General features: G+C 48.3%; 13 protein-coding genes and 2 pseudogenes. 12 read left to right on the top strand and 3 right to left on the bottom strand.

The features are described from left to right. Positions 1-24: 24 nt before the first annotated feature. Complete coding sequence (gene tcdA, locus IT774_RS08695; RefSeq protein ID WP_195809451.1) at positions 25-798, bottom strand: tRNA cyclic N6-threonylcarbamoyladenosine(37) synthase TcdA; 774 nt, start codon at positions 796-798, stop codon at positions 25-27. Positions 799-1,042: 244 nt separating this feature from the next. Here tcdA and IT774_RS08690 point away from each other — a divergent pair. The 3 genes and pseudogenes from IT774_RS08690 to IT774_RS08680 all read left to right on the top strand — a co-directional run bounded on the left by IT774_RS08690 (position 1,043) and on the right by IT774_RS08680 (position 5,506). Next, a pseudogene (locus IT774_RS08690) lies at positions 1,043-2,005 on the top strand (glutathione S-transferase family protein). Positions 2,006-2,630: 625 nt separating this feature from the next. After that, positions 2,631-4,037: a mannose-1-phosphate guanylyltransferase/mannose-6-phosphate isomerase gene (locus IT774_RS08685; protein ID WP_195809450.1), complete on the top strand. Its 1,407-nt coding sequence runs from the start codon at positions 2,631-2,633 to the stop codon at positions 4,035-4,037. 9 nt (positions 4,038-4,046) lie between these two features. Continuing rightward, positions 4,047-5,506 (top strand): annotated as a pseudogene (locus IT774_RS08680) (phosphomannomutase CpsG). A 60-nt stretch (positions 5,507-5,566) separates the two neighbouring features. Here the strand turns inward: IT774_RS08680 and IT774_RS08675 are convergent. Both IT774_RS08675 and IT774_RS08670 read right to left on the bottom strand, forming a co-directional pair. Further along, a complete protein-coding gene (locus IT774_RS08675) occupies positions 5,567-5,989 on the bottom strand; it encodes a DUF3429 domain-containing protein (protein WP_195809449.1) in 423 nt (140 codons plus the stop codon). Between the two features lie 145 nt (positions 5,990-6,134). Beyond that, positions 6,135-7,412: a citrate synthase gene (locus tag IT774_RS08670; protein WP_195809448.1), complete on the bottom strand. Its 1,278-nt coding sequence runs from the start codon at positions 7,410-7,412 to the stop codon at positions 6,135-6,137. 679 nt (positions 7,413-8,091) lie between these two features. Between IT774_RS08670 and sdhC the strand changes: the two genes are divergently transcribed. The 9 genes from sdhC (at position 8,092) to IT774_RS08625 (ending at position 21,360) form a co-directional block, all read left to right on the top strand. Continuing rightward, the gene (sdhC, locus tag IT774_RS08665; protein ID WP_195809447.1) at positions 8,092-8,466 is read left to right on the top strand and encodes a succinate dehydrogenase, cytochrome b556 subunit; all 375 of its coding nucleotides are present in this window, start codon (positions 8,092-8,094) and stop codon (positions 8,464-8,466) included. Further along, entirely contained in the window at positions 8,460-8,807 is a 348-nt protein-coding gene (gene sdhD, locus IT774_RS08660) for a succinate dehydrogenase, hydrophobic membrane anchor protein (protein ID WP_195809446.1), read from the top strand. Before sdhC ends, sdhD begins: the two co-directional genes overlap by 7 nt. 1 nt (position 8,808) lies before the next feature. Continuing rightward, complete coding sequence (sdhA, locus tag IT774_RS08655) at positions 8,809-10,575, top strand: succinate dehydrogenase flavoprotein subunit (RefSeq protein WP_195809445.1); 1,767 nt, start codon at positions 8,809-8,811, stop codon at positions 10,573-10,575. 14 nt (positions 10,576-10,589) lie between these two features. Next, on the top strand, positions 10,590-11,300 hold the full coding sequence (locus IT774_RS08650; RefSeq protein WP_195809444.1) for a succinate dehydrogenase iron-sulfur subunit: 711 nt from the start codon (positions 10,590-10,592) through the stop codon (positions 11,298-11,300). A gap of 173 nt (positions 11,301-11,473) precedes the next feature. Beyond that, the gene (locus tag IT774_RS08645) at positions 11,474-14,296 is read left to right on the top strand and encodes a 2-oxoglutarate dehydrogenase E1 component (protein ID WP_195809443.1); all 2,823 of its coding nucleotides are present in this window, start codon (positions 11,474-11,476) and stop codon (positions 14,294-14,296) included. Between the two features lie 9 nt (positions 14,297-14,305). Then, positions 14,306-15,886, top strand: coding sequence for a 2-oxoglutarate dehydrogenase complex dihydrolipoyllysine-residue succinyltransferase (gene odhB / locus IT774_RS08640; protein ID WP_195809442.1), 1,581 nt, complete (start codon positions 14,306-14,308; stop codon positions 15,884-15,886). Between the two features lie 147 nt (positions 15,887-16,033). Further along, entirely contained in the window at positions 16,034-17,200 is a 1,167-nt protein-coding gene (sucC, locus tag IT774_RS08635; protein WP_195809441.1) for an ADP-forming succinate--CoA ligase subunit beta, read from the top strand. Next, complete coding sequence (sucD, locus tag IT774_RS08630; protein ID WP_195809440.1) at positions 17,200-18,072, top strand: succinate--CoA ligase subunit alpha; 873 nt, start codon at positions 17,200-17,202, stop codon at positions 18,070-18,072. Before sucC ends, sucD begins: the two co-directional genes overlap by 1 nt. A 456-nt stretch (positions 18,073-18,528) precedes the next feature. Continuing rightward, complete coding sequence (locus IT774_RS08625) at positions 18,529-21,360, top strand: TonB-dependent receptor (RefSeq protein ID WP_195809439.1); 2,832 nt, start codon at positions 18,529-18,531, stop codon at positions 21,358-21,360. Positions 21,361-21,558 lie beyond the last annotated feature (198 nt).

Here is a 21,558-nt window from a genome sequence, read left to right as displayed (position 1 = left end):
CTGATACAATTTTTATTATCGATATTATGAACGGGTAAGTTTGTTGACCACGCTGGCGGCGGCCATCATCCCAAAGGTAGCGGTGACCATCACGCTGGCGCCAAAGCCTCCGGCACAGTCCAGCCGGGTACCATTTTCCATTGCCGATTTATTAAAACACACGCTGCCATCGGGTTGTGGGTAACGCAATTGTTCGGTTGAATATATACACTCTACACCAAAGCGCCGGGTGGTGTTTTTAGAAAAACCATAATTTCGGCGTAATTCGTTGCGCAGTTTCGCAGCCAGTGGGTCCTGAATGGTTTTGGCTAAATCGCCTTTGATAATCTGGCCCGGATCAATCTGGCCGCCGGCGCCTCCAACCGTTACCACCGGAATCTTACTGCGCTTACAACAATAGATAATGGCTGCTTTGGCCCGGATGCTGTCGGTTGCTTCGATTACCGCATCAAAGCTGGCGCTTATGTAGTCACGCACATTATCGGCGGTAACAAAATCTTCAATCTCATCAACCTGGCACGCGGGGTTTATCTGTTTAATACGTTGGGCCATGACCGTAACTTTGGGCTCACCCACCGTTTCGGTAAGTGCATGTATCTGGCGATTGGTATTAGTCAGACAAACATCATCAAGATCGATCAGGGTGATCCTGCCGACCCCGGTGCGTGCCAGTGCCTCAGCACTCCACGAGCCGACACCCCCAATTCCGATAACACAGACATGGCTTGCGCTTAGCGTTGCAAGAGATGGGTGGCCGTACAGGCGAGCAGTGCCGCCAAATCGTTGAGTGTCAGTCATGCATGTCTATCCGGTAATAAGGTGGTTCAAATAGCCTGGATGGCAGGCGAGGGGATGCAGTATATCAAAAAAACTAAAACGGGGGCCAAGACAAAATGGCTGACGTCAGGTTCCCCCACGCCGATAGGGGAAGCGTAGGTAAAGATCCTGTTCGATTAATTAGAACAAACAATCCGAAACATGCTGCAGCACGTTCAACCCTAAGATGATTTAATCGCAACACGATGAACAGAGGGAGTTACCGATGGGTTTACTGGTAGACGGAAAGTGGCAGGACAAGTGGTATGATACCGATAGCAATGGTGGCAGATTTGAGCGTCAGGAAGCCAGTTTTCGGGGGCAGATAGAAGCTTCGGCTGAGGCCCGGTTTCCGGCTTAAAAAGATCGTTATCATCTGTATATATCACTGGCTTGCCCATGGGCGCATCGAGCGCTGATTATGCGCAAGCTCAAAAATCTTGAAGATTATATCGGAGTATCCGTAGTGTCCCCGGAGATGCTGAGTCATGGCTGGACATTTGCCGGCTATCCCGGGGCAACCGGGGATACGCTTTATCGAAAGCAGTATTTACATGAGCTATACACAATGGCAAACCCCCAGGTGACCATCCGGGTTACGGTGCCATTGTTGTGGGACAAAAAGCAGCAGACTATCGTCAGCAATGAATCCGTCGACATCATTCGTATGTTTAACAGCGCATTTAATGGGCTGACTGGCAATCAGGAAGATTACTATCCGGAAACATTGCAGCAGGAGATAGAACAGGTCAATACCCTAGTTTATCACAATATCAACAATGGGGTATATAAATTCGGTTTTGCCACCACTCAGGATGCGTATCAAGAAGCGGTCAACGCATTGTTTAAAGCCCTGGATACGATTGAGCAACGACTTGCCAATAAACGTTATTTGTGTGGTGATGTACTGACAGAGGCAGACTGGCGTTTATTCACGACCTTGATTCGCTTTGATGCGGTGTATTACGGGCATTTCAAATGCAATGTCCGGCGCATTAGCGATTATCCGGCGATGAGTGGCTATCTGCGGGCGCTATATCAGTATCCCGGCGTGGCCGAAACAGTTAATTTTGAGCATAGCAAGCATCATTATTATTACAGCCATACGATGATAAATCCGACCCAGGTGGTGCCGGTAGGGCCTGAGTTGAATCTGGATGAGCCTCATGGTCGTGATGCATCATTTTAAACCAGGTGCGGCTACTAACGGTTGCATGCATGCAGCCGTTAGCTTTGATTGAAAACACCAACCCAGCCGTATGTTCGCGCCAAATGGCATGCCTACGGCGTTGCGATTGCGCCCGGCGTTGCGATTGATAGCGGCTTTGCTATGGCAATCACGACTGTAAATAATCGCCGCCCACCACGCGTAGCCTCCCGGCAGCACAATATCAGTAGTATGGGTTGTAGCTCACAGGCAACACTCTTTGTCTCTTTATTCTGGGTTGAGTCAGGTAGCACCCCCTTGCATACCCTGACACCCGACATAACGTACTGAATATAAAATTATTTAAATGGTTTTTTGGCAATGGTGCGATAATTGCTTTCTTCGTAGTTTTTATTCATGCTAGTTCCAATGCCAGGATTTACGCTGCGCCGGATGAAAAACATTAATGGTTTCGTCGTGGGCGAAATTCGTTCAAAGTGGTTGTTTTGGCATCGGATAGTCAAAAAGCATGAGAAAGTAACATCTGTTTTTACATAAAATCAGTAAATACCAAGAGTTAATCTACAAGTTCGTTGCTTGCGTCTGAGAGCTTGATTACCATAGCTTCAGGACCAACGGGCTTTCGCCACAAATCATAGGAAAGAGAATGAAACCAGTTATCTTGGCAGGCGGTACAGGCAGTCGCTTGTGGCCAAAATCACGCGCAGCGCTTCCCAAACAATTTCTTTCATTAACATCAGAACAAACGATGTTGCAGGAAACCCTGAGTCGTCTGCATGGTGTCGAAGCTTCTCATCCCATCGTCATTTGTAATGAGGCCCACCGCTTTCTGGTGGCTGAACAATTGCGACAGCAGGATGTCCAGCATGGGGGTATTTTATTAGAGCCGGTTGGCCGGAATACCGCCCCGGCGATAGCCCTGGCGGCTCTGCATGCCTTGCAAAGCGATGCTGATGAAACCTTATTGGTGCTGGCGGCCGATCATTTGATCAAAGACAGTCAGGCATTTCACAAAGCCATCGCTAAAGCAGAAAAGCTGGCGGAGGCGGGTTATCTGGTGACCTTTGGTATTGTGCCCGATGGTCCTAATACCGGTTATGGCTACATCAAAGCCGGACAGGAACTGGAAACCGGTATGGCGGTGGCCGAATTTGTTGAAAAGCCCGATGCGGCGACCGCCCAGCAATATGTTGATTCCAAAAATTATCTGTGGAACAGCGGCATGTTTATGTTTAAAGCATCGCGCTTTTTGGAAGAGCTTGAAAAACATAACCCCGAGATGCTGGCAATCTGCAAAAAAGCCATCGAGACCGAGTCACAGGATCTAGACTTTATCCGCATTGATGCCGATATTTTTGCCACCTGTCCGGATGATTCTATCGATTATGCGGTAATGGAAAAAACCCATAAAGCCGCGATGGTGCCCCTGGATGCCGGCTGGTCAGATGTGGGTAGCTGGTCATCATTGTGGGAAACCGCAGACAAAGATGAAAATGGTAATGCGGTTATCGGTGATGCCATTTTGGAAAATGTCAAAAATAGCTATATCAATGCTGAAGGTCGCCTGATTTCAGTTATAGGGCTGGATGATGTGGTGGTAGTGGAAACCAAAGATGCCATTATGGTGGCCCATAAAGACAAAGCCCAGGACATTAAAAATGTGGTGAACAGACTGAAGCAGGAGCAGCGTCCGGAGTATCAGTTTCATCGGGAAGTGTTCCGTCCCTGGGGCAGCTATGACTCTATCGACAGCGGTGCGCGCTTCCAGGTTAAGCGTATCACGGTCAAGCCTGGCGAAAAATTATCGGTCCAGATGCATCACCACCGCGCTGAACACTGGATTGTGGTGTCGGGTACCGCCAGTGTCACGGTAGGCGAAAAAACCACTATGGTGACAGAAAATGAGTCTACCTATATTCCCATCGGCGAAGTTCACGCCCTGGAAAACCCCGGCAAGATTCCGCTGGAGTTAATTGAGGTACAGTCAGGAGCCTATTTAGGCGAAGACGATATTGTGCGCTTTTCTGACCGCTATGGCCGCACAGCAAAATAGGATGGGGTCATGACCAGAGCAATCACATGTTTTAAAGCCTACGATATTCGCGGCGAGTTAAATGAACAGCTTGATGAAGAAGTGGCCTACCGTATCGGATTTGCCTTTGCCAGTGTACTGACTACAAGCAATGTTGTGGTGGGGGCGATGTGCGTCTTACCTCGACACCTTTGAAGCTGGCGTTAGCAGCAGGGTTAATCGATGGCGGTTCAAAAGTTACTGATATCGGCCAGGCCGGTACCGAAGAGATTTATTTTGCGACCAAAGCCTTGAAGATGGACGGCGGCATTGAAGTCACTGCCAGTCATAATCCGATAAATTACAATGGGATGAAATTGGTGAAAGCCGAAGCCATTCCCATTAGTGGTGATACCGGCTTAAACGCCATTCAGCAAGCGGCTGAATCGTTGGATGATGATTATGTTAAGCAGCGATTAGCACATTACACCAATGAGCAGCCGATCGACCCCGAGGCATTTTATAATGGTCATGGCCATATTTCGGCAACGGTGCTTCAACAGACCGGGAAGTATCAGCAGGATAGTGCGCTGGATCAGTATATTGAGCATATTCTGTCGTATGTCGATAAAAACAATTTCCGGCCCATGAAGCTGGTGGCGAATGCCGGTAACGGCGCTGCAGGGAAAGTCGTGGATGCGATTGAAACTGCCTTTGAAAAGCAAGGCTTCCCGATTGAATTTATAAAAGTTCATCATGAGCCTGATCCTTCTTTTCCCAATGGCATTCCCAATCCGTTATTGCCAGAAAATCGCGCCGATACCGCCCAGGCAGTGCGTGAACACCAGGCCGACTTCGGTATTGCCTGGGATGGCGACTTTGACCGCTGCTTCCTGTTCGATGCCAATGGCGACTTTATTGAAGGCTATTATATTGTCGGGCTTCTGGCGCAGTCATTTCTGGATAAGGATCCGGGCGCTAAAATCATTTACGATCCGCGATTATATTGGAACACCGAAGATATTGTGAGTACTGCCGGTGGCACACCGGTTAAAAGTAAAACCGGTCATGCCTTTATCAAAGAACGGATGCGCAAAGAAGATGCGGTGTATGGTGGCGAGATGAGCGCCCACCATTATTTTCGTGATTTTGCTTATTGCGATACTGGTATGATTCCGTGGCTGTTGGTGGCTGAACTGTTGTGTATTAAAGGTCAGTCGCTGGCCTCCATGGTGGAACAGCGTATTGCGGCATACCCGTCTTCGGGTGAGATTAACAGTAAATTAAAAGATGCCGATGCCGCCCTGGCACGGGTTTTAGAAAAATATCGTCCCCAGGCAGAAGCCATTGATGAAACCGACGGTATCGGTCTGGAATTTGGCAGCTGGCGTTTTAATTTAAGAAAATCAAATACTGAGCCGGTAATACGTCTGAATGTGGAATCAAAGGGTGATATTCCCCTGATGGAACAAAAGACGGCGGAGCTACTGGAACTTATTCGCGCGGAATAAGATACTCTGAGCAGTCAGTGAATTAAAAAGGCCAGGATGTGTTTCATCCTGGCCTTTTTGTTAGCGCATCAAAAATATCATTGCGGCATGACTCAATACCACCACCGTGGTGAGCATTACCCGCATAGAGATATAACTCATGATCATATTTTTTGGCAAAGCCAGGGTGAATTTGTCATAAAAAAGCACCAGCAGGTAGGCAATAGACAGCGCGCCCAATACCCTTACATCTGCGCCAAAGATCAGCGCCAGCCAGCCAACAATGGTGGGCAACATCGACACATACAGTTGGTGGTTGGTCTTTCCGGAGGAAATCGCATCAAACCAGTGGACACCACCAAAAAACGACAGCAGCACCGCCGAGTATTGAGTGAAGTAGTGCATTGCGGCAAGTTCACCCACAACACCGGTTATTGCCAGCAAGGGTAGGGCAATAAAAGGCACAAGACCTGCCAGGCCAAGTATCAGGGCCGGATAAGGCATGCAGACTCCTTAACAATAAAATTTACAATAAATACCTGATTGAACAATTGGATGTCCACATTAGGAGACCCACAGTAACAGGATTTGTTGCCAACACTACAAACAAAAATAGCGCCTTACGGCGCTATTTTTTCTTCAGACCCTATTACTTGATAGGGGTGAAGCTACGCTTGCTGTAACCGGTATACAACTGACGAGGACGGCCAATCTTTTGTTTTTCTTCGCTCATCATTTCATGCCAGTGTGAAATCCAGCCTACTGTACGAGACAGGGCAAAGATACACGTAAACATATTGGTTGGAATACCAATCGCTTTAAGCACGATACCAGAGTAAAAATCAACATTCGGGAACAGTTTCTTCTCGGTGAAGTAATCATCACTTAAGGCAATACGTTCAAGTTCCATCGCTACATCTAACAACGGATCCTGCAAATCCAGTTCTTTGAGAACTTCGTGACAGCTTTCACGCATGACCGTGGCACGGGGATCATGGTTTTTGTAAACCCGGTGACCAAAGCCCATCAAACGGAACGGGTCATTTCTGTCCTTAGCACGCTCGATAAACTCAGGAATACGATCAACACTGCCAATTTCTTCAAGCATGTTCAGACACGCTTCGTTCGCACCGCCATGGGCAGGACCCCACAGTGAAGCCACACCGGCTGCAATACATGCATACGGGTTCGCACCCGAAGAGCCTGCTAAACGCACGGTTGAAGTCGAGGCATTTTGCTCATGGTCAGCATGCAGGGTAAAGATCCGATCCATAGCACGCTCAACCGCCGGGCTAATCTCATAATCTTCAGCCGGTACTGAGAACATCATGTTCAGGAAGTTCGCGGCATAGCTTAAGTCATTACGTGGATAAACAAAGGGTTGACCCACGTTATACTTATAGCACATTGCTACCAGGGTAGGCATCTTCGCAATCAGGCGATGCGCGCTACGCATACGCTCTTCTGAATTCGCAACATCCAGGTCGCTATGATAAAACGAAGACATCGCCCCGACCGTGCCGCAAAGCATTGCCATAGGGTGAGCATCGTTACGAAAACCATGAAAGAACATATTGATTTGTTCATGCACCATAGTGTGACGCGTAATGGTGGCACGAAACTCTTCGTATTGTTCTTTATTTGGCGCTTCGCCGTTAAGTAGCATGTAGCAAACTTCAAGATAGCTTGCATCACGTGCCAGTTCTTCAATGGGATAACCACGGTGTAATAACACACCATTGGCGCCATCGATGTAGGTAATTTCAGACTCACACGAGCCCGTAGCCATAAAACCAGGGTCGAATGTAAAGTAGCCCTGTGCGCCTAAAGAGCGTACATCGATTACATCTTGCCCTTCGGTACCGGACAAGATAGGAAGTTCGATTTCCTTATCGCCCGCTTTAAGAATGGCTTTCTGATCTGCCATAAAGTGCTCTCCTCAGAATGGTTCTGTTTTCAGCAAAAATCGTCTAAAGTTGGTCGTCTTGCTGGGAAAAGTGGCGTAGTTGTACTTTATTATGCATCAATAAGTCAATTTAATTGCATTTTTGTATACTTTGTATTCTAAATTAATACAAATTCTGGCCTATTCCCACACCACCAACACCGATTAAAAAATCTTCACAAAATTTAACGTCGGTTGTTTTAACCGAATCCCCGCGGCATTGTAACCGCACCAAACGGCGGGATAAATGATTTGCTAATGCGGGAGTCTGGCTGTCAGCGCCTGGTCAAGCCCGGCTAACCCGTGACATCCTATAAGAAAGTTGTGACTCTTTAAGGGGCCACCCGTTTTGCACCCTAGTGTATACAGCAAAGGTTAACACTTTTGATCAGCATCACAACTGTATCTTAACGCTTAATTTGACAGCTAAGACGATAGTCGATGGCAGTGACAAAAAATTGTAATTATACAACGTGCTAGATATACTCAGCCGTGCTTGAATTACAAAGATTCTCTTTAGTAAATCAGGTAATAAAAAATTCACAAATTGTTAACATTCTCATCGGATGAGGCAATTAACAGTAAATAAACGGAATTGCTCAGTCAGGACACCACAACAACGAGTAATTCATTGTCCCTACGGATAAAACAGGCATACATTGTGAAAAAGCAAAGACCAGTAAATTTAGATCTCAACACAATTAAATTTCCTCCTGCTGCTATTTCGTCAATTCTTCACCGTATTACAGGCGTGGCCATGTTCTTCGCTCTGCTGTTCGTCATCTGGGCATGGGCTGTTTCAGTCGCATCGCCAGAAGGATTTGAACAGGTGCAGTCTATAATGGACGGCATCCTCGGAAAAGTAATTGCGATTGGCACACTATCAGCGCTGACTTACCACACTCTTGGTGGTATTCGCCACGTCATTATGGATATGGGTCATTGGGAAGAATTGGAGTCAGGTAACCTAAGTGCAAAAGCAACGATCGCATTATGGATAATCCTGACCGTCGTATTGGGAGTAGTACTATGGTAACGAGTCAGGCGGACGTCAAAAGAAATGGCGTTCAGGATTACGTTTCTCTGCGCACCACAGCTGCAATCATCTTTGCATTTACTGTGTTCATGGCGTGGTTCTTTATCTCAACCGACAATATCACGTTCATCGAGTGGCACGGGTTATTTTCAGGCATACCGATGAAGGTATTCACCCTGGCTACCTTAGTTTCTATTATGATTCACGTGCGCATTGGTCTGTGGCAGGTCCTGACGGACTACGTAAAAGCAACTAAGATTCGGGTTGTTGTACAGTGGTTGCTGAACCTGATTGCGTTTGCTTACGTGCTTGTTGGTCTGTTTGTTCTGTGGGGTGTGTAAAATGAGTTTACCAGTACATGAGTTTGACGCCATTGTAATTGGCGCCGGCGGTGCGGGTATGCGCGCGGCATTACAAATATCGCAATCAGGAAAAACTTGTGCGTTATTGTCCAAAGTTTTTCCAACCCGTTCGCATACTGTTTCGGCCCAGGGCGGGATTACCGTGGCATTGGGCAATTCCCATGAAGATAACTGGGAATGGCACATGTATGACACCGTAAAAGGGTCAGACTACATTGGCGACCAGGACGCCATTGAATACATGTGTAATATGGGCCCGAAAGCCATCATCGAGATGGAAAATATGGGTCTGCCATTTTCACGTTTTGAAAACGGCAAAGTTTATCAGCGTCCATTTGGTGGCCAGTCGAAAAACTTTGGTGGCGAACAGGCGGCACGAACGGCGGCTGCCGCTGACCGTACCGGCCATGCGCTGTTGCATTTGCTGTATCAGCAAAATGTCAAAAACAAAACCAAGGTATTTAGTGAATGGTATGCCCTGGACCTGGTGAAAAACCAGGATGGCGATGTGGTGGGCTGTACCGCCATTGATATTGAAACCGGTGAAGTGGTTTACTTTAAATCGCGCGCGGTGGTATTGGCAACCGGAGGTGCGGGTCGTATTTTCTCCTCTACTACCAATGCCCACATCAATACCGGTGATGGCGTTGGTATGGCGTTGCGTGCCGGGGTTTCTATGCAGGACATGGAAATGTGGCAGTTCCACCCTACGGGTATTGCCGGAGCGGGCACCCTGGTTACCGAAGGTTGTCGAGGTGAAGGTGGTTATCTGCTTAATAAGGATGGCGAACGCTTCATGGAACGTTACGCGCCTAATGCCAAAGACCTGGCCGGCCGGGACGTGGTAGCCCGTTCAATGATGACCGAAATTCGTGAAGGTCGTGGTTGTGATGGCCCTCAGGGTAAACACCTTAAACTGAAACTGGACCATCTTGGTAAAGATGTGCTTGAGTCACGTTTGCCGGGTATCCTTGAATTATCACGTACCTTTGCTCACGTAGATCCGATTAAAGAACCGATTCCGGTGATTCCTACCTGTCATTATATGATGGGTGGTATTCCGACCAACGTACACGGACAGTGTATCCGGGTAGATGAAAATGGTAAGGATCATATCGTAAACGGGTTGTTCGCCTGTGGCGAAATTGCTTGTGTATCAGTACACGGCGCTAATCGTCTGGGTGGTAACTCTTTGCTTGACCTGGTGGTATTTGGTCGGGCCACGGGGATGCACCTTGGTAAGTCACTGGACGAAGTGGCCACCACCCGTGATGCCAGCGAGTCTGATCTGGAAGCGGCGATGTCTCGTTTCAATCGCTGGGAATCATCTGAAAAGGGTGAAGATCCGGTTCAGATTAAGAAAGACATGCAAGAATGCATGCAGCTTAACTTCTCGGTATTCCGTGAAGGTGATGCAATGGCTGATGGTCTTAAAGAGCTGCGTGAAATTCGCGAACGCCTGAAAAATGCGCGACTGGATGATAAGAGTAAAGATTTCAACACCCAGCGAATCGAGTGTCTGGAACTGGACAACCTGATGGAAACCGCGTATTGCACCGCAGTGGCAGCCAACTATCGTACGGAAAGTCGTGGCGCCCATAGCCGGTATGATTATCCTGATCGGGATGATGAGAACTGGTTGTGTCACTCAATCTATCGTCCGGAAGATGAGTCTATGACCCGCCGTGAAGTCAATATGAAGCCTAATCTGCGCGAAGCATTTCCGCCGAAAGTGCGTTCATATTAATAGAGGTGAACCAAATGCAATTAACTGTTTCGATTTACCGTTATAATCCAGAAGTCGACAATGCTCCGCGTATGCAGGACTATAAGCTGGAGGTTGAAGATAATCTGGATCTGATGGTATTGGATGTTCTGATTCGACTTAAAGAACAGGATCCATCCTTATCATTCCGTCGTTCTTGTCGTGAAGGTGTATGCGGCTCCGACGGTCTTAATATGAATGGCAAAAATGGACTGGCATGTATTACGCCGTTATCTTCATTGGGTAAAGGTAAGGTCGTGATCCGTCCTTTACCCGGGTTACCGGTAGTACGTGATTTAGTTGTCGACATGACCCAGTTCTATGTTCAGTATGAGAAAGTTAAACCGTTTCTCATCAACGACACCAAACAGCCACCGGCACGGGAGTTTCTGCAAAGTCCCGAAGAGCGTGCTAAGTTGGATGGTCTGTATGAGTGCATTCTGTGTGCGTGCTGTTCTTCTTCCTGTCCCTCTTTTTGGTGGAACCCGGAAAAGTTCATCGGTCCGGCAGGATTGTTGCACGCCTACCGGTTCCTGGCTGATACCCGGGATACTGCGACAGAAGAGCGTTTGAGCGATCTGGATGATGCGTTTAGCGTATTTCGTTGTCACAGCATCATGAACTGTGTAAGTGTATGCCCTAAAGGGCTGAACCCGACCAAAGCCATCGGCAAGATTAAGTCGATGCTGCTTCAGCGGGCTGTTTAGTAAACCTATTCTGTGTAGTGCATGCTAGACAGAATACATGCTCTGAATGGCCATCCCCCTGAGGATGGCTATTTTTTTGTATACGTGGCGTAATTGGTTGGTTCTGTTGTAGATAACAGTCATAATAGCGCCTCGTGTTATTTAGTTTTTACAAAACGTAGCAAGGCACAATAATGCAAGAAAGCGTGATGAAAGCATGGTGGGATTCGTCGCATATGGCTGGTAATAACGCCGCCTATGTCGAGGAATTGTACGAAGCATACCTTGAAGATCCGCAGAGTATTTCTGATTCCTGGCGTCAGGTCTTCGACAGTCTTCCAAAAGTCGAAGGTGCAGAATTAGAAAATAATCATACCTCTATTCGCGAGCAGTTCCGAAAGATGGCGGCCTTAGGGCCCAGCGCGCGAATGTCATCATCAACTGTCAGTGCCACGCCAAGTTCTTCAGATGGTCGTCAGGTTAAAGTGCTACAGCTGATTAATGCCTATCGGTTCCGCGGCCATCAGCATGCGAATCTTGACCCGCTGGGTTTATGGCAGCAACCCCGGGTACGCGATCTTGAACTGTCCCACCATAATCTTTCAGAGCAAGATTTTGATACCAAATTCAATGTAGGTTCTTATGCCTATGGTGGCGAATCTATGCCACTGGGTGATTTGGTAAAATCGTTAAACCGAACCTATTGCGGCTCGATGGGTGCAGAATATATGCACATCACCGATACCGACCAAAAACGCTGGTTACAGCAAAAAATTGAATCGGTGCAGGCCAAACCTGAAATCAGTAAAGAGCAGAAACTGCATCTGCTGAAAGGGCTGGTGGCCGCCGATGGCATGGAAAAATATCTGGGCTCGAAATTCCCGGGTGCCAAACGCTTCTCGCTGGAAGGCGGCGATGCGATGATCCCCATGCTTAAAAGCCTGATCAGCGAAGCAGGTAGTGCCGGGGCCAAAGAAGTGGTGGTGGGCATGGCTCACCGTGGTCGCTTGAATGTGCTGGTTAATGTCCTGGGTAAAAACCCGTCGGTGCTGTTCGATGAGTTTGCCGGTAAAGCCGACGAAGCTCTGGGCTCTGGCGATGTGAAATATCACGCTGGTTATTCTTCTGACTTTGCGACGCCGGGCGGCAATGTGCATCTGGCGCTGGCGTTTAACCCGTCACATCTGGAGATTGTCAATCCGGTGGTAATGGGGTCGGTCAGAGCCCGTCTGGTTCGTCGTCAGAATGATACCAGTGCAGTGTTGCCCATTACGATTCATGGCGACTCCGCCATTGCCGGTCAGGGTGTGGTTCAGGAAACCTTCAACATGTCGCAGACCCGCGGGTTTGCGGTAGGTGGTACGGTGCGGGTGGTTATCAATAACCAGGTCGGCTTCACCACCTCCAAACTTGAAGATACCCGCTCTACCCAATATTGCACCGATATTGCCAAGATGGTGCAGGCACCGATTTTCCACGTCAATTCTGACGATCCGGAAGCGGTGTTGTTTGTCACTAAACTGGCACTGGAATATCGCAATAAATTTAAACGTGATGTGGTGATTGATCTGGTTTGTTATCGCCGTCATGGTCATAACGAAGCCGATGAGCCTAATGCCACTCAACCGCTGATGTATCAAAAAATTAAAAAGCATGCTGTACCTCGGGTATTGTATGCCGATCAGCTGATTGCTGAAGGCATTATCGAACAGCGCGAAGCTGACAAGATGCTGGAAGATTATCGCGCGGCCCTGGACCATGGTGCTTGTGTGGTAGACGAATGGCGTCCTATGACGGAGCATTCTGTTGACTGGTCACCCTTTTTGGGGCATGACTGGGATACGCCTTACGATGGCGCCATTTCGATTGATAAACTCAAAGAGCTGGGCGAGCGCCTGACAACGTATCCGGAAGATATGAAACTTAACTCCCGGGTCAACAAATTGTATCAGGACCGCAAAGCCATGGTGGCGGGCGAAAAACGCCTGGACTGGGGCATGGCCGAGAATCTGGCGTATGCCAGCTTGGTAAACATCGGCTCAGATATTCGCCTGGTCGGCCAGGATACCGGACGGGGTACGTTCTTCCATCGCCACGCGGTACTGCACAATCAAACTGATGGCTCGACCTATATGCCGCTGCAGCACATTTCTGAAGATCAGGGCGAGATGGAAATTTATGACTCGGTACTATCAGAAGAAGCCGTCATGGCCTTTGAATATGGCTTCGCCACGGCAGAACCTTCCTGTCTGACCATCTGGGAAGCCCAGTTTGGCGATTTTGCCAATGGTGCTCAGGTGGTGTTTGACCAGTTCTTAAGCTCTGGTGAAGCCAAATGGGGTCGGTTGTGTGGTCTGACAGTCTTACTGCCACATGGTTACGAAGGCCAGGGCCCGGAGCACAGTTCAGCGCGTCTTGAGCGTTTCCTGCAACTGTGTGCTGACCATAACTGGCAGGTTTGCGTGCCATCTACCCCAGCGCAGGTCTTCAATATGCTGCGTCGCCAGATGATTCGTCCTATGCGTAAGCCGCTGATTGTAATGTCGCCAAAATCGCTGCTGCGGCATGCTCAGGCAACCTCAACCCTGGAAGAACTATCTGAAGGTGTTTTTCACAATGTCATCAACGAAATTGATGATATTGATCCCGCCGGTGTGAAGCGGGTGGTGATGTGTTCCGGTAAGGTTTATTACGACTTGTTAGACCAGCGCCGGAAAAATGAGCAAACAGACGTTGCGATTGTTCGTTTAGAACAGCTTTATCCATTCCCCTCAGAAGAATGTGCTAAAGTAGTGGCCGATTACAGCCACGTAAAAGATTGGGTTTGGTGTCAGGAAGAACCTCAGAATCAGGGTGCCTGGTATTCCAGTCAGCATCATTTCTGGGCCGCAATTCCAGAAGGCGCCAAACTATCATATGCAGGCCGTGAAGCATCGGCTTCACCTGCCGTAGGTTATGTATCTGTCCACAACCAGCAACAAAAAGCGCTGGTTGAAGACGCACTCACTATTAAATAAGGAACAATGATGACAATAGAGATTAAAGTTCCGGTCCTACCTGAGTCAGTTGCCGATGCCACGATTGCAACCTGGCACGTGAAGGCCGGTGACAAGGTAACACGCGATCAGAACCTGGTTGATATTGAAACAGACAAGGTGGTACTTGAAGTTGTTGCCCCTGCCGATGGCGTAATCAGTGACATCATTGATGGTGAAGGTGAAACGGTATTGGGCGAGCAGGTAATTGCCAAGTTAGATGAAAATGGTAAAAGCGACGCCAAGCAAGACAACAATAACGCAAAGCAAGATACCAGCGAAGAAAAGTCAGACTCTACTGCTCAGGAAAAAGACAAAGCAGCAGAAGCTGAACCAGCAAAAACCCAAAGTGGCGGCAATGGTAAATCTTCAGAAGTAAAAGTTCCGGTTCTGCCTGAGTCGGTTGCTGATGCGACTATTGCGACCTGGCATGTGTCAGTGGGTGAGCAGGTAAGCCGTGATCAAAACCTGGTGGATATCGAAACTGATAAAGTGGTGCTTGAAGTGGTCGCGCCAGCCGATGGTTCAGTGTCTGAAATTCTGGCTGAAGAAGGGGCAACCGTCACGGCTGAAGAAGTTATCGCTAAATTTTCCGAAGGCGGCTCAGGTTCAGGTGACGGGGCCAGTGATAAGGCTCAGGTTAAAGAAGACTCTACGGATGAAGGCGCAGAAAGTGATTTTGATGCCCTAAGCCCGTCGGTTCGTCGCTTGCTTTCAGAAAAAGGCATTGATGCTGCGAATGTTAAGGGTACCGGTAAAAATGGCCGAATCACTAAAGAAGATGTAGAAAAACATCTGCAGTCTGGTGGTAAGAAAGAAGCAGCACCGGCTAAAGCATCTGAACAGGATACACCGGATGTGGCCAGTGGCTCGCGCACCGAAAAGCGCGTGCCAATGACCCGTTTGCGCAAAACCATTGCTAACCGTCTGCTGGAAGCCAAAAACTCTACCGCGATGCTGACGACCTTCAATGAAGTTAACATGAAGCCAATCATGGAATTGCGTAAGCAATACCAGGAGAGCTTTGAAAAGCGTCATGGCATCCGCTTAGGCTTTATGTCGTTTTATGTAAAAGCCGTTACCGAAGCATTAAAACGCTTCCCTGAGGTAAATGCCTCGTTAGATGGCGATGATATTTGCTATCATAACTACTTCGACATCTCGATTGCCGTGTCTACCCCTCGTGGTCTGGTGACACCGGTATTGAAAGATACCGACACTCTGGGCATGGCGGGTGTTGAAAAAGGCATTCGTGAACTGGCTCTGAAAGGCCGTGACGGCAAGCTGGCCATGGCTGACCTGCAGGGTGGTAACTTTACCATCACCAATGGCGGCGTATTTGGCTCACTGATGTCTACCCCGATCATCAATCCGCCGCAAAGCGCGATTTTGGGGATGCATAAAATCCAGGACCGGCCAATGGCCGTGAATGGCAAGGTAGAAATTCTGCCGATGATGTATCTGGCATTGTCTTATGATCATCGTATTGTCGATGGTAAAGAGTCAGTAGGCTTCCTGGTTACCGTTAAAGAGATGCTGGAAGATCCCACACGTCTGTTACTGGATGTGTAAATAAATTGAGAATTGTGTGCAGTAACACACCTGAAGGTATGCTTGGGGTGTTACTGTCACAGCGTCGGCAGGCAGCTCTGTCTGTCGGTCAAGTTAATCAAGTCGCGTAAGCGGCTTTTGTCTTACTAAAAATCGGATAGAAACACCATGAATTTGCATGAATACCAAGGCAAGCAGCTATTCAAAGAATACGGCTTGCCTGTTTCTGAAGGACATGCTGCTGACACACCTGAAGGTGCTGTTGAAGCGGCTGACCGCATTGGCGGTGAAGAGTGGGTTGTTAAATGTCAGGTCCACGCAGGTGGACGTGGTAAAGCCGGCGGCGTTAAATTGTTTAAGAACAAAGATGACATCCGCGGTTTTGCTGAAAACTGGCTGGGCAAAAACCTGGTTACTTTCCAGACTGATGAAAATGGTCAACCGGTAACAAAAATCCTGGTTGAAACATGCACTGATATCGCTGAAGAACTATACCTGGGCGCGGTAGTAGACCGTGGTACCCGTCGTGTAGTATTTATGGCATCAACAGAAGGCGGTGTTGAAATTGAAACCGTTGCTGAAGAAACGCCAGAAAAAATTCTGAAAGCTGAAATTGATCCTATCGTTGGACCGCAGCCTTATCAGGCACGCGAAATGGCCTTTAAACTGGGTCTTGAAGGTAATCAAATCAAACAGTTCGTGAAGATCTTTATGGGTCTGGCAAAAATGTTTGAAGAGCTGGACGTGGCACTGATCGAAATCAACCCACTGGTAATCAAAACTGACGGTGATTTGCACTGTCTGGATGCCAAAGTCGGTATTGATGGCAACGCCTTGTATCGTCAGCCAAAAGTAAAAGAAATGCACGATCCTTCACAAGAAGATTCACGTGAAGCACATGCAGCACAATACGAACTTAACTATGTAGCGCTAGACGGTAATGTTGGCTGTATGGTTAACGGCGCTGGCCTGGCAATGGGTACGATGGATATCGTAAACCTGCACGGTGGCAAGCCGGCTAACTTCCTGGATGTTGGTGGCGGTGCAACCAAAGAACGTGTTGCTGAAGCATTTAAAATCATCTTGTCTGACGACAATGTTAAAGCGGTTTTGGTTAACATTTTCGGCGGTATCGTACGTTGTGACATGATTGCCGAAGGTATCATTGGCGCAGTAAAAGAAGTTGGCGTAAATGTTCCTGTAGTTGTTCGCCTTGAAGGGACAAATGCAGAAAAAGGCCGTGAAGTTCTGGCAGATTCAGGACTTGATATCATTGCTGCAAGCAGCCTGACTGACGCAGCTCAGCAAGTTGTTAAAGCGGCGGAGGGCAAATAATGTCAGTATTAATCAATAAAGACACCAAAGTAATTTGTCAGGGTTTCACTGGCGGTCAGGGTACCTTCCATTCTGAACAAGCGATTGCCTACGGCACGCAAATGGTCGGTGGCGTAACTCCTGGAAAAGGCGGCACTGAGCATCTGGGTCTGCCCGTGTTCAATACCGTACGTGAAGCGGTTCAGGAAACCGGTGCTACTGCATCTGTTATCTATGTACCTGCACCATTTTGCAAAGACTCAATTGTTGAAGCAGCGGATGCGGGTATTGAGCTGATTGTATGTATCACTGAAGGCATTCCAACACTGGATATGCTTTACGTAAAAGAATACGTAGATTCCAAAGGTGTACGTCTGATTGGTCCAAACTGCCCAGGTGTTATCACGCCGGGCGAATGCAAGATTGGTATCATGCCAGGCCACATCCATAAGCCAGGTAAAGTAGGTATTGTTTCACGCTCTGGTACGCTGACGTACGAAGCGGTTAAGCAAACCACTGACGAAGGCTTCGGTCAGTCTACCTGTGTGGGTATCGGCGGCGATCCAATCCCAGGCTCTAACTTCATCGATATTCTGAAGTTGTTCCAGGACGATCCAAAAACCGAAGCAATCGTGATGATTGGTGAAATTGGTGGTACCGCAGAAGAAGAAGCGGCCGCCTTCATCAAAGAAAATGTCACTAAGCCTGTTGTTTCTTATATCGCAGGTGTAACGGCGCCTCCTGGCAAACGTATGGGCCATGCTGGTGCCATCATTGCTGGCGGTAAAGGTACAGCGGATGAGAAATTTGCATCTTTAGAAGACGCTGGTGTTAAAACTGTGCGTTCTCTGGCTGATATTGGTAAAGCACTACGTGAAGCCACTGGCTGGTAAGTGCTAAGTAAAACGTACGTTTTACGTTAATTCAAAAACCCGCTGTTGAGCGGGTTTTTTTATGTCTGTTCGCAAAAAATTGTCATTCTTGCCCCATAACTGCTTCACACAACCCGCCACATCGCCCTTGCGGTATAGATTGCTGACTGTAAATGTAGAGTCGCTTTGCTGATGATGCCAGGTGCGCATTACGTTTTTTTATCATTTACTCAGCAATGTGTTAAAGCAGTTGTAATACTGTATTTAATACAGCGGTTTATGTGTTTTCTTGCTGTTAACAAAGCCGATAAATCATGATTTTGTGTAAATCGAATGTATAAATAAAATGATGAATACGTATGCATAATATTGAGCAAGTTGGGCCTTGGGGATAGCATCTAGCCTGTTTTATATCTAGCCTGCCAAAGCGATAAAAATACCGGCAGGTGTCTTAGGATAGTAATGGGATACCTACACATGAACCAGTTTAAACCAAATCTGATAAAAGCCGCCCTGGTTGCCAGTGGCCTGACCGCGATGAGCACCCCGGTGTTGGCACAACAGCAGGACGCAACCGGTCCGAACAGCGACACGCCGGTGGAAGTCATTGAAGTTTCCGGTATCCGGGGCAGCTTACAGCGCGCCCAGGCCATCAAAATGGACAATTCTTCAATTGTAGAAGCACTGTCTGCAGAAGATATCGGTAAATTACCTGACACCAGTATTGCTGAGTCTCTGGCACGTCTGCCAGGCTTATCTGGCGAGCGTCGCAACGGCCGTACCAGTGGCGTCTCGGTACGTGGTTTCAATGAAAACTATGTGGGCACATCACTAAATGGACGTGAACTGTTAGGTATGGGTGATAACCGTGGGGTGGAATTTGATTTATACCCTACCGAAATCATTTCTAATATTCTGGTGTACAAAACCCCTGAAGCAGGCATGACCACCCAAAACATTGGTGGTTCGGTTGATCTGCAAACCGTGAAGCCTTTGGTCGCCGAGCAAACCTTTACTATCAATGGCACCTACGAGAAGAATGCCGAAGATGCGGCCAACCCAGACTATGATAATGATGGCCATCGTGTTTCCTTTAACTACATTGATCAGTTTGCCGATGACACCTTAGGGGTGGCACTGACTTATGCGACCATGGAGTCGCCGCGTCAGGAAACACAATTTCGTGGCTGGGGTTACCCGAATGCTGAAGCCGGCACCGGCGCAGAAGGGGTAACCGTAGGTGAAGAAACGGCTATTTCAGGTGGGCATGACAGCTTTGCCCGTTCGGCGATGATGGAGCGTGACTCCTACGCTGCTATTATCCAGTGGGCGCCTAATGACAAACTGAATATGCAGCTGGATGCATTGTATATCGACTTTCTGGAAAACGATGCCCGCCGTGGTGTTGAAGAAGGCGGCCCGGTATGGGGTGGGGTCGACTATACCGTCACTGAAGTGGACAATGGTTTAGCCACACGCGCCTTCCACGACGGCTTTCATAGCGTTATACGCAACGATGTTCGTCAACAGGATGCAGACCTGACCACTTTTGGTCTGAATGTCGAATACCTTTTGAATGACGACTGGACCCTTAATGCTGATGTTTCTACCGGTAAAGTGGATAAAACCATCATCGATGTAGAAAGCTATTCGGGTACTGGCCGCGCCGGTACTGAAGGCCGGCCTCTTACGGCCCGAGCCTGGGAAATGACCGGTGAAGGCGTAATGTTTGCCGATCATCCGTCACTGCCTACCATTGATTTGACAGATCCGTCGCTGATCCGCCTGGCTGGTCCACAACCATGGGGACAGTCACTGGTTGATGAAAATGGTCAGCAGTTATTTGCCTCGGATGGCCAGGACGGGTTTGTGAACCAGCCTGTGTTTGAAGAAGAACTGGATTCTGTACGTCTGAGCACTAAAGGCTTTGTAGAGTGGGGTATCTTCAGCGGTATCGAAATTGGTGCCATTTACTCTGACCGTACCAAGTCTAAAGATAACAACGGCGCCTTTTTAGTGTCTCCTGAATATCCGCAAAGCGATGCTATTCCTGAGGTATTGGGGGTAACATCTCTTGATTTTGTCGGTATCGATGGAATTCTGGCCTACGATGCGCTGGGCTTATACAACAGCGGTTATTATGACGAGCTGGATGCACAACAAATTGAAACTGGTCGCCTGGGCGATACCTATACCGTTGAAGAAAAGCTGACTACCTTCTATACCAAGCTGGATATCGATACCCAATTCGACGACATCTACATCCGCGGTAACCTGGGTCTTCAGGTGGTACACGCTGATCAACAGTCTACCGGCTTTGCAGCCACCAAAGACGAACTTGGGTTTGTAGAGTCGCTGCCAGTGTCTGGCGGGGCTGATTACACCGATGTGTTGCCGACTTTGAACCTGAGCGCCGAATTTGCCGAAGGTCAGTTTGTACGTCTGGGTTTAAGCAAAGTTCTGACGCGTCCGCGCATGGATGATATGCGGCCGAATAATCAGGTTTCTTTTGCTTTCCAGGATGCCCGCATCAATAGCACCGATATTGATAATACGCCGTGGAGTGGCAGTGCCGGTAACCCGAATCTGAAGCCCTATGAAGCCAATCAGATTGACCTGGCTTATGAAAACTACTTCTCTGATACCGGTTATGTAGCGGTGTCATGGTTCTTCAAAGATCTTAAGAACTGGCACAGAAGTAACGCCGTGGAAACTGATTTTACCGAGTTTTATATCCCCAGTGTGCATAAAAGCTCAACCGGTGAAGCGCCGGAACTGTTAGTCGGGGAGCGTACCCGTCCTGAAGACGGTTATGAAGGCTTTGTGCGTGGCTGGGAAGTGCAGGGCAGTCTGCCTGGTGAGCTGATTCACGACTCACTGGAAGGCTTTGGTATGTTTGCCAGCGCCACATTCTTAGATGGTAAAGCAGATGCGGCGCCGGGCACCACCGAAACCCGTATTCCTGGTTTGTCAGATGAGAACTACAGCCTGACGGTGTTTTATGAAAACCAAGGCTTTGAAGTTCGTGTGGCCGGAACTAAGCGCTCCAGCTACTTAAGCGAAACCCGGGGTCTGAGTCTGGCATTGTCTGACTCCACCAACCAGGGCGGTACCTTTATCGATGCGCAGGTTGGCTATGATTTCAGTGAGTCAGGAATCGAATCGCTGGAAGGCTTGCGGGTCACTCTGCAGGCGCAGAATATCACCGACGAAGATGATATTCAGTCAGCCGGCGCAGATGGCCGTCAGGTTACTCTGTATCAGGCGTATGGTGCTAACTACCTGTTAGGTTTCAACTACGAATTCTAAAAGGTTATTAAGCTAACGCATCCCGTGGCAGCCTTGCCACGGGATTTTTTCATCTGCGCTATTATTTTGTCTTTTCTTATGGCGATTATTCCTTCGCTAGTTATTACAGGCTACTAAGCCTTTTCTCCTTTCGTGCCTACACGACTCATTAATCGCCACCCTAATGTTTGTTGTATTCATGCAAATGTAATGCAGGCG

It is taken from the genome of Salinimonas marina (genome assembly GCF_015644725.1).
Classification (GTDB): Bacteria; Pseudomonadota; Gammaproteobacteria; order Enterobacterales; family Alteromonadaceae; genus Alteromonas.
Note: the sequence above shows the minus strand (reverse complement) of the source record. Positions and strands in the feature narration are given on the sequence as shown.

Coding starts and splice junctions, on each gene's coding strand:
- sucC (WP_195809441.1), top strand. CDS start 16,034: ATGAATTTGCATGAATACCAAGGCAAGCAGCTATTCAAAGAATACGGC.
- sucD (WP_195809440.1), top strand. CDS start 17,200: ATGTCAGTATTAATCAATAAAGACACCAAAGTAATTTGTCAGGGTTTC.
- odhB (WP_195809442.1), top strand. CDS start 14,306: ATGACAATAGAGATTAAAGTTCCGGTCCTACCTGAGTCAGTTGCCGAT.
- IT774_RS08645 (WP_195809443.1), top strand. CDS start 11,474: ATGCAAGAAAGCGTGATGAAAGCATGGTGGGATTCGTCGCATATGGCT.
- IT774_RS08625 (WP_195809439.1), top strand. CDS start 18,529: ATGAACCAGTTTAAACCAAATCTGATAAAAGCCGCCCTGGTTGCCAGT.
- IT774_RS08650 (WP_195809444.1), top strand. CDS start 10,590: ATGCAATTAACTGTTTCGATTTACCGTTATAATCCAGAAGTCGACAAT.
- tcdA (WP_195809451.1), bottom strand. CDS start 798: ATGACTGACACTCAACGATTTGGCGGCACTGCTCGCCTGTACGGCCAC.
- sdhA (WP_195809445.1), top strand. CDS start 8,809: ATGAGTTTACCAGTACATGAGTTTGACGCCATTGTAATTGGCGCCGGC.
- IT774_RS08685 (WP_195809450.1), top strand. CDS start 2,631: ATGAAACCAGTTATCTTGGCAGGCGGTACAGGCAGTCGCTTGTGGCCA.
- IT774_RS08670 (WP_195809448.1), bottom strand. CDS start 7,412: ATGGCAGATCAGAAAGCCATTCTTAAAGCGGGCGATAAGGAAATCGAA.
- sdhD (WP_195809446.1), top strand. CDS start 8,460: ATGGTAACGAGTCAGGCGGACGTCAAAAGAAATGGCGTTCAGGATTAC.
- IT774_RS08675 (WP_195809449.1), bottom strand. CDS start 5,989: ATGCCTTATCCGGCCCTGATACTTGGCCTGGCAGGTCTTGTGCCTTTT.